Annotated in this window: 14 protein-coding genes and 1 other annotated feature; of the genes, 1 reads left to right on the top strand and 13 read right to left on the bottom strand. The window is 41.4% G+C overall.

The window, feature by feature from the left end; all coding sequences use genetic code 11:
* Positions 1–6 precede the first annotated feature (6 nt).
* The gene (locus tag ACPBEH_RS10655) at positions 7–1,098 is read right to left on the bottom strand and encodes an ABC transporter ATP-binding protein (RefSeq protein WP_424349155.1); all 1,092 of its coding nucleotides are present in this window, start codon (positions 1,096–1,098) and stop codon (positions 7–9) included.
* A gap of 155 nt (positions 1,099–1,253) precedes the next feature.
* On the opposite strand from ACPBEH_RS10655, the gene ACPBEH_RS10650 reads away from it, so the two are divergent.
* Positions 1,254–2,249, top strand: coding sequence for a YhdH/YhfP family quinone oxidoreductase (locus ACPBEH_RS10650; RefSeq protein ID WP_424349154.1), 996 nt, complete (start codon positions 1,254–1,256; stop codon positions 2,247–2,249).
* Between the two features lie 54 nt (positions 2,250–2,303).
* Here the strand turns inward: ACPBEH_RS10650 and ACPBEH_RS10645 are convergent, their stop codons facing one another.
* The 12 genes from ACPBEH_RS10645 to pheS form a co-directional block, all read right to left on the bottom strand.
* Positions 2,304–2,522, bottom strand: a complete 219-nt coding sequence (locus ACPBEH_RS10645) for a CsbD family protein (RefSeq protein WP_016265425.1) — start codon at positions 2,520–2,522, stop codon at positions 2,304–2,306.
* A gap of 74 nt (positions 2,523–2,596) precedes the next feature.
* Complete coding sequence (locus ACPBEH_RS10640) at positions 2,597–3,262, bottom strand: ABC transporter ATP-binding protein (protein ID WP_424349153.1); 666 nt, start codon at positions 3,260–3,262, stop codon at positions 2,597–2,599.
* Between the two features lies 1 nt (position 3,263).
* Positions 3,264–4,331 (bottom strand): ABC transporter permease, encoded by a 1,068-nt coding sequence (locus ACPBEH_RS10635; protein ID WP_424349152.1) that lies wholly within the window; start codon positions 4,329–4,331, stop codon positions 3,264–3,266.
* A 124-nt stretch (positions 4,332–4,455) separates the two neighbouring features.
* A complete protein-coding gene (locus ACPBEH_RS10630) occupies positions 4,456–4,749 on the bottom strand; it encodes a HesB/YadR/YfhF family protein (RefSeq protein ID WP_011375063.1) in 294 nt (97 codons plus the stop codon).
* Between the two features lie 25 nt (positions 4,750–4,774).
* Positions 4,775–5,407 carry a response regulator gene (locus tag ACPBEH_RS10625; RefSeq protein ID WP_016265428.1) on the bottom strand — a complete coding sequence of 211 codons (633 nt, stop codon included), beginning with the start codon at positions 5,405–5,407 and terminating at the stop codon, positions 4,775–4,777.
* Position 5,408: 1 nt separating this feature from the next.
* Entirely contained in the window at positions 5,409–6,473 is a 1,065-nt protein-coding gene (locus tag ACPBEH_RS10620) for a sensor histidine kinase (RefSeq protein ID WP_016265429.1), read from the bottom strand.
* Positions 6,470–7,228, bottom strand: a complete 759-nt coding sequence (liaF, locus tag ACPBEH_RS10615) for a cell wall-active antibiotics response protein LiaF (RefSeq protein WP_424349151.1) — start codon at positions 7,226–7,228, stop codon at positions 6,470–6,472. The genes ACPBEH_RS10620 and liaF overlap by 4 nt, the downstream gene beginning before the upstream one ends.
* A 355-nt stretch (positions 7,229–7,583) precedes the next feature.
* The gene (gene greA / locus ACPBEH_RS10610; protein ID WP_011375067.1) at positions 7,584–8,057 is read right to left on the bottom strand and encodes a transcription elongation factor GreA; all 474 of its coding nucleotides are present in this window, start codon (positions 8,055–8,057) and stop codon (positions 7,584–7,586) included.
* A 21-nt stretch (positions 8,058–8,078) separates the two neighbouring features.
* Positions 8,079–8,735: a uridine kinase gene (gene udk, locus ACPBEH_RS10605; RefSeq protein WP_424349150.1), complete on the bottom strand. Its 657-nt coding sequence runs from the start codon at positions 8,733–8,735 to the stop codon at positions 8,079–8,081.
* 58 nt (positions 8,736–8,793) lie between these two features.
* On the bottom strand, positions 8,794–9,945 hold the full coding sequence (gene mltG / locus ACPBEH_RS10600) for an endolytic transglycosylase MltG (RefSeq protein ID WP_424349149.1): 1,152 nt from the start codon (positions 9,943–9,945) through the stop codon (positions 8,794–8,796).
* A gap of 85 nt (positions 9,946–10,030) precedes the next feature.
* On the bottom strand, positions 10,031–12,451 hold the full coding sequence (gene pheT, locus ACPBEH_RS10595) for a phenylalanine--tRNA ligase subunit beta (RefSeq protein ID WP_424349148.1): 2,421 nt from the start codon (positions 12,449–12,451) through the stop codon (positions 10,031–10,033).
* Between the two features lie 3 nt (positions 12,452–12,454).
* On the bottom strand, positions 12,455–13,501 hold the full coding sequence (gene pheS / locus ACPBEH_RS10590; RefSeq protein ID WP_424349147.1) for a phenylalanine--tRNA ligase subunit alpha: 1,047 nt from the start codon (positions 13,499–13,501) through the stop codon (positions 12,455–12,457).
* 44 nt (positions 13,502–13,545) lie between these two features.
* Positions 13,546–13,742, bottom strand: a binding site (T-box leader).
* Positions 13,743–13,745 lie beyond the last annotated feature (3 nt).

Raw genomic sequence — 13,745 nt, 5'->3', positions numbered from 1 at the left:
GCCGCCTTAATCCTCCTCTTCATAACTTTCAAGACGCGCGTCAAAATCTTCTTCAGATTCGCCAAAACGCATGACGTGGACATCTTCTGGTTCGAAGAACAAGCCAACTTGTTGGCCGTCTTTAGCTGGATTAGTCGAATGAATTAACCACCGATTATGATCGTCATCGTAGGCAGTAATTTCATAATAATCCCCTCGGAATAATTGCGTATCAACGGTGACAACTAACTGTCCTTGGTTGACGGCTACGATATCCAAATCTTCTGGACGCAACACAATTTCAACGGCTTCGTTAGGTTTCATCCCCGCATCTGCACATTCAAAAACTTTACCAACCATTTCTACTTGATAATCAGCAACCATTTTCCCGGGCAATATATTGCTTTCCCCAATAAAATCTGCGACAAAGTGGTTAATCGGTTCATCGTAAATATCAACTGGGGTCCCACTTTGAAGGACATTTCCCTCGTTCATAACGAAGATTTCATCACTCATTGCAAGTGCTTCTTCTTGATCATGCGTCACAAACAAGAAGGTAATCCCTAAGCGTTGTTGGAGATCACGTAATTCATATTGCATTGCTTTTCTTAATTTCATATCTAACGCTGATAATGGTTCGTCTAATAGGAGGACTTTAGGCTCGTTGGCTAAAGCACGGGCAATTGCCACCCGTTGTTGTTGCCCACCTGATAGTTCACTAATTTCGCGGTGTTCATAGCCACCCAACCGCACAAGTTTCAGTGCTTCAATCACCTTTTTTTCAACGTCTTTTTTGTTAACTTTACGTAAATTTAACCCAAAGGCAACATTATCGAAAACATTCAGATGGGGAAATAGCGCATAATCTTGAAAAACAGTATTGACCTGACGCTTATTAGCCGGCAAATCATTCATCCGTTTTCCTTCAAATAAAACATCCCCAGAAGAGGCGTTTGTAAAACCAGCAATAATTCTCAGAATTGTTGTCTTACCACAGCCTGAGGGCCCCAATAAGGTATAAAACTTACCTTTTTCTAGTGCCATATCAATTCCCTTTAGGATTTGATTATCGTCATACTTCTTGATGACGTTTTTGAATTCCACCATTGGTTGCTGCATTTTCGTAATCCCCTCTACATACTATTATAAATAATGGCTCGATAAGTTAATAAATATCCCTTCAATTATACCGTTTCCAGCTTAGTATGCCAATTCAAACCTTGTTTTGTTGTATAATGAAGCTAACTAAACTATCGGAAATGAGGTTTTATATTATGGTCGCTTATCAAGCTTTAGTTTTAACACACGACAACGAAACTGTTACTGCTCAGTACGTAACAAAATTGACACCTGATTTACCAAAAGAAGGCGTCTTAATCAAAGTTGCCTACTCAGATATCAATTACAAAGACCGCCTCACTATGAATGCTAAAAGTGGCGTTCTTAAAAACTATCCCGCAACACCCGGCGTTGATTTTGTCGGCACAGTGGTCAACTCGGACAATCCGTTCTTCGAGGCTGGTGAATGGGTCTTGTGTACAGGTTATGGTACCGGCATTAGCATCGACGGCGGTTATGCACAATACGTCAAAGTCCCTAGCGAATGGCTCTTGAAATGTCCAATTGAACTAACACCCCAAGAAATAATGCAACTTGGGACGGCCGGGTTCACCGCGGCTATCGCCCTTACTAAAATTCTTAGACAACCTTTTACACGGGATCACGATACGCCACTACTAATCACAGGTGCAACTGGTGGCGTTGGCAGCTATGCACTGACAATGTTAGCACAACTTGGTTTCACCAACATCACAGCGACGACTCGCGATCTCAGCCAAGCAGATTACTTAACCCAACTGGGTGCCAAACATGTCATTGCAACTGATGATCTCTTAAACGCTCCGCTCAAACCATTGGCTCATCAATCCTATACTGGTGTAGTCGACACACTTGGCGGTGATGTCTTAGCACACATTCTCCCTTATATGGCTCAAGATGGTTTAGTCGCAGCTTGTGGTAACGCTGCAGGCTTTAAGCTCGCAACAACGGTCTTCCCCTTCATTTTACGAGGGGTAACACTGGTTGGCATCGATTCAGTCAATTATCCCCGGAAGGATCGCAAAGAAATTTGGCAGTTGTTAGCTACTAACTTCAAACCGCAAACCTGGCCACTAATTCGTAATATCGCATTTTCAGAACTCGCAACTGAACTGAGCACCCCCACTAAACAAGCTGGTCGCGTGGTCGTTAAAATCAATACTGAACATTAAAAAAGTGATTCTACTCGTCCATAACGGATGCGTAGAATCACTTTTTAGTTAGACTTATTTATCCATTTTTTCTTTGACATCATCGATGACTTCATTTGTCTTTTCAGCGACTTTGTCCTTAGCTTCCGCTAATTTTTCCTTGGCCTTGCCCATCATACCCTTGGCATTACCCTTTGCTTCTGTTTCTTTGTCGCCTGTTACTTTACCGGCTGTTTCTTGAACTTTACCAGTAACTTGATCTTTCATGCCATCTAACTTCTCTTTATTTGTCATTTAAAACACTCCTTACTGATTAGTATATCTTCATGGTAACGAATTACTCAACCATTCGTCAAAGTTTATGATTATCATTTATCAGTCAATTGACCATCACGCATGATGTAAACTTGATCCGTATAGGCTAAAACGCGTTCATCGTGCGAAACCATTACAATCGTCTGACCCGTTTTTTTAGTAATCGCCGATAACTGCTCAGCAACCTGAATGGCACGTTTGCTATCCAAGCTGGCAGTCGGTTCATCAGCAAAAATTAACGCTGGTTGCCCATAAAGTGCTCGGGCAATCGCAACGCGTTGGCGCTGCCCACCTGATAGGCTAGCCGGATACTGACGGCGTTGGTCCAATACCCCTAGTTCCTTCAAAAGGTCGTCTGTCTTATTCGGACTCGGCGTTTTCCGGAGTCGATCAACTAATTCAAATTGTTCACTGACCGTTAAAAAGGAAACGAGGTTTGAACTTTGCAAGATAAAGCCAAAATCGTTAAACCGCAAAGCTGACCGTTCCTTTTCCGTTAAGTGTCCTATTTCTTGATCCTTAAAATAGAGCTGCCCATCACTAGGACTTTGCAAGCTGCCCATAATCGTTAGCAAGGTGGTTTTCCCTGAACCAGAGGGCCCCGTTAAACCAATAAATTGCCCTTTTTCAATCGTTAAATCGATTTGCTTAAGGGCGGTCGTCTGCTGATCACCACTACCAAATCGTTTAGTAATCTGTTCTAAGCGCATTAAACTCATATTAAGCCCCTCCAATCGCATCTAGCGGATCAATTTTTAGAATCCGCCAAATTGAAAATAGTGCGCCGACCACCGTCATCAGCAATAGCACCGCTGAAAAGGCACCGATTAATAAACTATTATTCGCATACGGCACACTGACTGGTAATACCAAGGTTGTTAATATATTACCAATGAGACCCGCACCTACGCCAATTAAGCCCAAGAAGAGTGATTGCCACATCAAACTGGCCACTAATTGACCACCCGATATCCCTTGGGTTCGCATGACACCATAAACCGTCGTTTTTTCAATAGTGATAATATACATAAAAATCCCCACAATGAAGGCAACAATAATTAATAAAGCACCAATCATCAGCGCGAAGGTTTTCACTTGTGGCCCATAGCCCGGAATATTATCGATTAACTGTTTAATCGTTAGGTTGGTTAATTGGTCGTCCTTTTTAATAGAGGCGCCGTCTCTTAAAACGACGGCATTAATCTGATCGCTAGCCGCTGGACCATAGCGCATCTGACGAAAAGCCTTTAAGCTCAAATACGTGACCGGTTGCGTGTTATACCGGTGATCGTTTGTTAACCCAACTACCTTATATTTTTCAGAACGCCCGTTTAATTTAATCTCCTGATTGAGCTTAATCCCTTGGAGACTATCATCGACAGCCACTTCGCGGGTCGCTTTTGGTAAGCGGCCCTTCGTTAATGTCGGTTTTAGAAAAGCATCGAAATCAATGCCAAAAACACTCGTATTTTGTTTTTCGATTTGCGAACCACTAACAACCCCCATCATCTGGCCTAAATAGGCGCGATCTTGTTGGTCCCCTTTAATCGTTGGCAGTGATCCCGTTTGTAACTCGGAAGCCGCCAAATTTTTATTCGCATACTGACTAATCACGATTCGATTGGCGTCCCAATGATCAATTGCTGACCGGTTATTGTTGGCCAACCCATACGCCAAGCCCGTTAAAAAATAAATTAAATAGGCAATCAAAAAAAGCGTAAAAATAATTAATGAATACCGCAATTTAGCATGCTTCATTTCCTTAATGGCTAGATACAATGTCCTCATCCTCTCATAAAGTCTACTTCCAACTTAACATATCCAGCGTCATCATAATATTTATTTGCTCTAAGCATAAAAAAAGACCTAGGACAAAAATAATTTTGTCTCAGGTCTTTTTTAACATCAATTCTCAATGTTTGGGGAAAGCATATTTCGGTTCGTCTAATTGCGCGTCATAATCAATTGCTAGGTCATAGTCAGCAAAAAACCAAGCATCCGAATCACTGGCGAAATAAGTAATCCCGTCTTTTTCAACTTGACCAATCGGTTGACTGACTTCAGCCCGTTCCATTCCTAATGAAAAGCCGTCATGAACAGCCGTTTGACCGTAAACCTTACCGAAAAAGCGCACTGCTTCTCCTGGTTTTAAAGCGAGTTCCTCTTGAAACCAATGACTTGCTGCATCTGTAACTGTAATTTGCATCATCATAACCTCCCAAATTTTTAAATTAATCCGCTAATTGATGCTTGATGGCATAAATTGCGGCCTGCGTCCGATCGTCAACTTGTAACTTCGCTAAAATGTTGGAAACATGCGTCTTAACCGTTTTAAGCGTGATGAATAATTCATCCGCAATTTCTTGATTACTGCGACCCTTGGCAATCAAACCTAGGACTTCTCGTTCACGGTTCGTTAAATCTTCGTATAACTTTGTTTCTGCTTGATGCGTCATGCGATTCATCATCTTGTTAGTGACTTCAGGTTCTAAAACCGATTGACCAGCAGTTGTTTTCCGAATCGTGTTGGCAATTTCCTCGGCCGTCGACGTTTTTAATATGTAACTTGCCGCACCAGCTTCGATTGCTGGGTAGACTTTTTCGTCATCAATAAAACTAGTTAGAATAATAATCTTGGCTTGGGGCCAAGCCTTTAGAATCGTCTTAGTGGCTTCAATCCCATCCATTTCTGGCATGACGAGATCCATTAAAATCGCATCTGGCCGTAGCGCCAATGCTTTTTCGACACCTTCACGGCCATTAACCGCTTGATCGACTACTTCTAAATCGTCTTGCACCCCTAAATAAGTTGAAATCCCCAATCGAACCATCTCGTGGTCATCTACAATCAATACTTTTATCACTTTAATTTCGCTCCTTCAAAAGTGGTACTCTAATTTCAACGCTTGTGCCTTGGTTGGGCAAACTAATAATCTTAGCCGTTCCGCCCACCGATTGGGCGCGTTCTGTAATGTTATTTAAACCGTAACTCCCAGCTTTTTGCGCGACCTTTGGATCAAATCCTTGGCCATCGTCCATGACTTTCAATAAGACGCTCTGGCCGATTTTTTTCAAATAGACTTCAATTTCTTGAGCCTTCGCATGCCGCAAAGTATTTGATAATAATTCTTGGACGATTCTAAACAGATTGTCCTCAATCCCACTTGGTAGGGTGACATTATCAATATCCCAAGTAATTTCCACCGCAATTTTAGTCTTCAATTCATTCAATAACTGAATAATCCCATCGCGTAAACTCTTACCTTCCAACGTCACTGGCCGTAGATGTAACAACAATGCTCGCATCTCTGATTGTGCATCGTTCAAGACCCGTTCAACCGTCGTTAGCGATTGTAACAGCTGCGGATTATCCGCTTGTTTTTGGGCCACTTCGCTTAACGCCGATAACATCATCGTCGCCGCAAATAACTGCTGACTAACGGAATCATGCAACTCGCGAGCTAGACGGTGCCGCTCTTGGGCCAAAATTTCTTCTTTTGTCTCACCCGCAATCACCGGTGGCCGATCACTATAACTTTGAATGTCTCGTTGTAAGCGTATCATTTTTTGCCGTAATTGTTCAACAGTTTGTTCGATTGTCATCGAAAAATTACCATTATCGGCATTTATTTGTTTAAAAACCGGTGATTCGTACTGTCCGGAAACTAAATATTGCAATTGGCTCTCCGTATGTGAGACCTGTTGACGTAAAACGAGATAAAAAATACTCGTCACAACCGTCGCTACAATTAACGCTGCCACAATAATATAGGCAATTAACGGTACATAGAAAAAGCGAACCGTCGCTAGGCTCAATAACCATTGATCTTGTTGAATACTATAGAAATACGCAAAAAATAACGCCACTGAAAACAGAAGCGTCAACAATCCGGTACTAATAAACACAAAACTGCGCGCGAGTTTACTCATACTAGAATCACCTCAAGATCGCCAATCACGACATTCGTGATAATTTTCAGATGGCGACTTTCTTCATCATAATTGGTACTATACAACTGAAGTGACTCATTTTTCAAGTGATATTGTTGTTCATCAATTGTGACAGTTCCTAACATCGCAGAATGGTCTAAATAAATCCCGGTGCCCACTGGGACTAAAATCCGCGTTTTACCAAACCCTTTACGAATAACAATATGATTATCATCCTTAGGCAAAATCGTACTGCCCAAATCAATAATTGTATCACCGGCTAAGACGGCAAAGTTAATATCGTCCCATTCAAAAATATTCGTCCCAATCGTCTGATGACCAAACCAATTATGCCGGGTCACGGTCGCTTGTTTTGGCTTAGGGGCAGTCGTATTAATCGGTATGAAATTCTTTTTGCGCCATGGTGCATTTTCAAATAAATTGTTTAAATTACGGTTGTTAAAATGACTTGCATGACTATGGTTGATTGCCATAAAAACAACTGCGACAATCAACATCAACCATAATGAAAAATTAATCAATAATGGCACTGCAACCGCCACACTACTCATCATCGTTAGAAACATCGTCCAAAAGCCCCGCTTATTAGCCATTCGGCGTTTATTAGCCCAGACTAATCCGAGAATCCCGATAATAATATAGACTAAATAAGGCGGATACGTAATAATCTGCCAAATAAAGGTGCCAAAAATGATTGCTTCTACGATTAAAAAAATCCGCCAGAAAAACGGCATAATTTGGTCTCCTCTCAACTCTTTAAAATCATTATACAAGCTTAATCATTAAACGCCAATCAGTCTAGGGGCTGATTAACGTAAAAGAGTGCGTTGTCAGTGGTTAACTTTTGAGCATTAGCACAGCTCGGTGAATAACTGCTGACAAAAATACGTTCAGACTATAAAAGTTCAACTAAAAAAGAGCCGGGACAAATTGACTTTGTCCCGGCTCTTTTAGTTAGTAGGCTATTTTTGAAACGTGCTTTCATTAAGCACAACCTTCCGGTTAGCTACATAGGTCAAATAATTGACTATCGTCGCTTATTCACCCTATTAGGCTAATCCTCAGGTTGCACCCGCTTAATGACGCACTCTATTTAACTTCCGTAATGGTTACGTGCATGTCGCCGCCTGGTGTTTGAACTACGACTTTGTCACCAACGTGTTTGCCAACTAATGCTTGGGCAATTGGTGAGTCATTTGAAATCTTACCGTTAAATGGGTCAGATTCTGCAGCACCAACGATTTGATAAGTTTCTTCTTCGCCGTCTTCATCATCTGTGAAGCTGACTGTTTTACCAACAGCAATTTCGTCAACAGCAATATTGTCAACATCAATCACTTCCGCAAAACGAAGCATGTTTTCAACTTCAACGATTCGTGTTTCAAGTGAGCTTTGTTCATCTTTAGCAGATTCGTATTCAGAGTTCTCTGATAAATCACCGAAACTACGTGCAATCTTAATCCGATCGATTACTTCTGGTCGTTTAACCATTTTTAAGTTTTCAAGTTCTTTAGCTAGGTTTTCTTTACCTTCTGCAGTCATTGGGAATTTTTTTTGTGCCATTGTAGTCACCTCGTTTAATTATTAGTCATTCATATTTAGAATAGATTGAATTTTCGTTACTAAGAGATCAATCGCCACCCTGTTGTTACCACCTTCGGGCACGATTAAATCTGCATACCGTTTTGTTGGTTCAATAAATTCGTGGAACATGGGTTTAACTGTCTTGAGATATTGCATCACAATATCATCAAATGAACGTCCCCGACTCTCCATATCACGACTCATCCGTCTTAATAAACGAATATCATCATCCGTATCAACGTAAACTTTGATGTCCATCAAATCACGTAACCGGGCATCCGCTAATACCAAGATTCCTTCCAAGATAATGACATCTTGTGGTTCCACATGGACAACTTCATCTGTCCGGTTATGGATTTTATAATCATAAACAGGTTGTTCAATTGATTGATGATTTTTCAACATGGTTGCTTGTTCAATCAATAAATCAGTATCAAACGCATCTGGATGATCATAGTTGGTTTCTTGGCGTTCTTCAAACGAACCATCTTGATGTTTATAATACGCATCCTGTGGTAATAACATCACCGAATGGTTTGCAAATTTTTGTGCGATTGCCTGGCTAACAGTGGTTTTGCCACTACCTGAACCACCAGTTACGCCGATAATTATGGGTGCTTTTTTTTGACTCGTCATTAGACGCTCCTTTTTTCTCAACTTCTTTTTGGACAGACAGAAGTCGACCCCGCTTGAGGTCGACTTCTATGATACATTACTAATCTTCGATCGAGCTCGTTGTGTCTGTATGTTGCTCGAAAGTCTTCGAGTAATAAACCTTACCCGTCTTCAAGTTAGCCACAAAGTAGAGATAACCTTGATCACGATCAGCTGGGTTTAAGACCGCCGTTACAGATTGTAAACTTGGCGAGTTAAATGGTCCTGGCCCGTAACCTGAATGAACATAGAGGTTATAAGGTGAGTCGACTTTAGTATCTTTATTATAGAGATGTGTCTTATGCGTATTCAATGCGTACATAACAGAAATATCTGATTGAATTGGCATATCAATATCTAAACGGTTAAAGAAGACACCAGCAATCTTTTGACGATCGCTTGCAGTTACCCCTTCACGTTCAACTAATGAGGCCAATGTTAATGTTTGTTGAACAGATAATTTCTTATTCTTCATTGTTGCATAGTATGGTTGTAAGTTTTGATCAGTTGTTTTCACCATTTCGGTAATCAATTCTTTCAACGTGCTGTCTTTATAGACTTCATACGTTGCTGGGAAGAGATAACCTTCTAAGTGATAACGAACATCCTTCTTAGCCATCGTTGATGACAAGAGTTGTGGGTATTTCTTCTCAAGGCTTGCCAAGAATTTCTTATCCTGAACTTGCTTCATGAAGGCAGCTTTCGAGAATTTTGTTTCCTTGCCGACTGCGGTTGCAATCTGTTCAAGGGTAACCCCTTCTTTGACTAAGACCTTACCCTTCGAATCGCGAGGACGGGTTGGCGTCCCTTCTTTTTGAAGGTTGGCAATAATCTTATCTAAGCTCATTGATTGTTTCAAAACGTGATAACCAGCTTGGAAATCGGTAAAGTTATGTGTCTTCACGTAATAGTTAAAGACAGATGCATTCCGAATGAGTCGCTTATCTTGTAAGATAGCGGCAATTTCCTTGTTGGTTGATCCGTTAGGAATCTGAACCGTAATTTCTTGTTTAGCATTTGTGTTATAAGGTTTCAACGATGATTGGACAAAGCGATACCCCATAAAACCAATAATGATGACTAAGGCTATCAGGATACTAATAATCCAATAGACAATTTTATTAGCTGCTTTTTTTTCAGCCCGTCGTTCAGCATATTGCCGTTCTTCAGCCGTTTTTTGATCAACTGGCTCCTTTTGATCAGCATTCTTCAAAGGATGACCTCCTAATTGCTCTTTTAAATACAATCCTTAAAACATTATACCAAATTATTTAAAAATTGCATTAAAGATTCGTAGATTAACGGACTTTCGCTTGGAAAGTTGCCACTAAGTGCGCCACAACTTTTTCAAAGGCCGCGTTAACTTCTTCTTCTGTTAAAGTAGCGTCTTCATTGAGATATGTCAATGTATAAGCCATTGACTTCTCGCCAGCTTCGATATGACTGCCCGCATAAACGTCGAATAATGATACTGAAACAAGATAACGGCCGCCTTTTTCCTTGATTGCGTTGACCAATTCAGCATTCGTAACTGCTTCAGGCACTTGTAAGGCAATATCCCGTGTCACTTCTGGGAACTTAGGTGCTGGTTTGGCAATAATTGTTTGACGTTGTAATTCTAAGATTTTAGCCAAGTCTAATTCAAAAATATAAGTTTCTTTTAAATGTGTGGCTTTCGCAATTTTAGGATGGATTTGACCCACAATTCCGATGAATGTTTCACCGACATAAATAGCGGCAGTCCGACCCGGATGCATTTCTGGATAAGCATCTGTTGCTTGGTAAGCTACTGCTTCTTGCAAGTTATAGCTAGCCATCAAGGTATCAACAACACCTTTGATTGTATAGAAATCAACTGGTGCTGCCGTTTCTTGCCATGATTTCACTTGACGATTACCGCTCATTAAACCAGCAACGTATTCGACTTCGCTTGGGCGATCTTGACCTGCATGGTGTAAAAAGACCCGGCCTTGTTCGTACAATGCTAAGTCTGTTTGTTTCCGTGCGACGTTGTAGGCAGCATCATCGAGTAAACCAGTGACAAGATTCATTCGTAAATAAGCATGATCTTGGGTCATTGGCCAATCAAGAACGGTTGCCGTTTGTTTGGCAGCTAAAGCAAATTGCCCCGCTTTTTCTTCAGTCGTCAAAGCATAGCTAATTGCTTGTGTTAACCCAGCACCTTCAAGCGTATGACGTGTTCGGCGAAGCGCCTTTTGTTCGGTTGTCAAAGCACCAGTTGTCATGTCACCAGTTGGTAATGTACTTGGTAAATTATCGTAACCGTATAAACGAGCGATTTCTTCAATCACGTCTGCTTGGATTTCAATATCCCAACGACGGGCAGGAATTGTCACCGTCAATTGGTCAGCGCTGTTAGCCACTTCAAAACCAAAACGTTCAAGTAAATCAATCATCGTTTGAACACTCATGTCAGTGCCTAATACACGGTTGACCCGTGCTGAATCGATTTGAATCACTTTAGGTTGTGGTGCCAAGTTTGTTGGGCTCACGACCCCAGCAGTCACTTGACCAGCGCCTAATTCAGCCATCATGACTGCGGCGGCATCTAAAGCCACTTGAACATCAGCAACATTCACGCCTTTTTCAAAACGTGATGAGGCATCTGAACGTAAGTTATGGCGTTGCGCCGTTTTCCGAACAGCCGTTGGGGCAAAAATAGCAGCTTCGATAATTACGTTTTTAGTATTAGTCGTAATTTCTGAATTGAAACCACCCATAACACCAGCTAATGCGATTGGTTGGTTGCCATCTGTGATGACAATATCTTCATTGGTTAAATCATGTTCTGCTTCATCAAGAGTCGTTAATTTTTCACCTGTTTTAGCTAAACGAACTTCAATTTGTTTGTGATCGCCAGTTAAAGTATCGGCATCAAAAGCGTGTAAAGGTTGACCGTACGTTAACATCATGTAGTTCGTCACATCAACAAGGTTATTGATGGGGCGAATACCAGCATTCCAAAGCCGTGTTTGTAACCACAATGGACTTGGTTGGACCGTCACGTTTTGTAACATGCGCAAGTGATAACTTGGGGCTAATTGGTCATCAACTACTTGAGCACTCACTTGATCTTTTGTTTGAACATCACTTTCTGAAACAGCTACGTCTTCAAAATGAGGTGTCAATGATTCAATCGCTGCCACTTCATGAGCCACACCGTGAATTCCAAGTGCATCGGCCCGGTTAGCTGTTAAATCAAGATCGATAATGTAATCAGTCATCCCAAGTGCTTCATAAACTTCAGTACCAGGTGTAATTGCTTCTGGGAAAACAAAGATGCCATCAACATATTCTTTAGGTACAACGCTATCGGCAAAACCGATTTCTTGTAGGCCACAGATCATGCCCATTGAAACAACGCCACGCATCTTGCCTTTTTTAATCTTCACATTATCTGCGATTCGTGAGTTAGGTAAAGCGACAATCACATATTGACCAGCGGCCACATTAGGGGCACCACAGACAATTTGGAAAGGTTCTTCTTCACCAACATCAACTTCACAAACATGTAAATGATCTGAATCAGGATGTGGTTCGCAACTTAAAACGTGTCCCACAACAATTTTTTTCAAGCCAGCACTCATTTGTGCAACGTCTGCGACTTCAATCCCTGTCCGGGTAATTTTTTCTGCAAGTGCTTCTGGCGCAGTTGTTAAATCTAAATAGTCTTTTAACCAGTTATAAGATACTTTCATTGCTTAAACCTCCTGTGTGAATTGATTTAAGAATCGGACATCGTTTAAATAGAAGTTCCGAATATCATCCACACCATATTTCAACATTGCAAAACGATCGATCCCAAGCCCAAAGGCAAAACCACCATAAACTTCTGGATCAACACCACCGGCTTTTAAAACGTTTGGATGCGTCATCCCAGCACCTAAAACTTCAATCCAGCCAGTTTGTTTGCAGACACTGCAGCCTTCGCCATTACAACGGAAACATGAGATATCCACTTCAACAGAAGGTTCCGTGAATGGGAAGTAACTTGGCCGGAAACGTAGATTACGATCTTCACCAAAAATGTGGTGGATTGTGTATTCTAGGGTCCCTTTTAAGTCAGCCATCGTAATGTTCTTATCGATCACTTGACCTTCCATTTGGTAGAACTGATGTGAATGCGTGGCGTCATCTGTATCACGCCGGTAAACACGACCTGGGCTAATCATCTTAATTGGGCCGTTAGCAAAGTCATGGCTTTCAAGATCGCGTGCTTCATTAGGTGACATATGGGTCCGCATCAACGTATCCTTGGTAATGTAGAACGTATCTTGCATATCACGAGCTGGGTGATCAGCAGGCATGTTTAACATTTCAAAGTTATGTTTTTCATCTTCCACTTCAAAACCGGCAACAACTTGGTAGCCCATCCCGATGAATAAATCTTCTAGATCATCAATCACTTGGGTTAAAACGTGCGGTGTGCCCTTTTTAACGGGTTGACCTGGTAAGGTGACGTCAATTGTTTCGTGCGCTAATTGAGCGGCTTCTTTTTTAGCTTCTAATTCTGCTTTGCGCGCTTCAATCGCTTGGGCCAAATCGCCCTTAATTTCGTTTGCAAAAGCCCCTACTTTAGGCCGTTCTTCATTACTTAAGTCCCGCATACCACGTAAAACTTCCGTAATGGGCCCCTTCTTACCGAGCACTTCTACTCGAATCTGATTCAATGCATCTAAATCAACAACTTTTTGGATATCTTGCAAACTCTTTTGTTGCAAGCGTTCCAACTGTTCCTTCAATGACATTTGATTTCCTCCTTATTTTTGCCAACAAAAAAAGCCTCGTCCTCAAAAGGGACGAAGCTTCGCGGTACCACCCTAGTTTATGACCTAGTCATACACTCAAGTTTGCGTAACGGGCAATACCGGACTCAACGGTCAACTCTGAAAGTGAACTTCACCTAAACTCAACTGAATAACTTGCAGTCTATGATTATTCTCCCTGAAAGTTGGTTGTTAGGTTACTCTTTTTCATCTTTGTCTATAAACT

Origin of the sequence: Latilactobacillus parasakei, assembly GCF_049674265.1 — a bacterium.
GTDB classification, from domain to species: domain Bacteria; phylum Bacillota; class Bacilli; order Lactobacillales; family Lactobacillaceae; genus Latilactobacillus; species Latilactobacillus sakei.
This window is presented reverse-complemented; position numbering and strand designations above follow the sequence as displayed.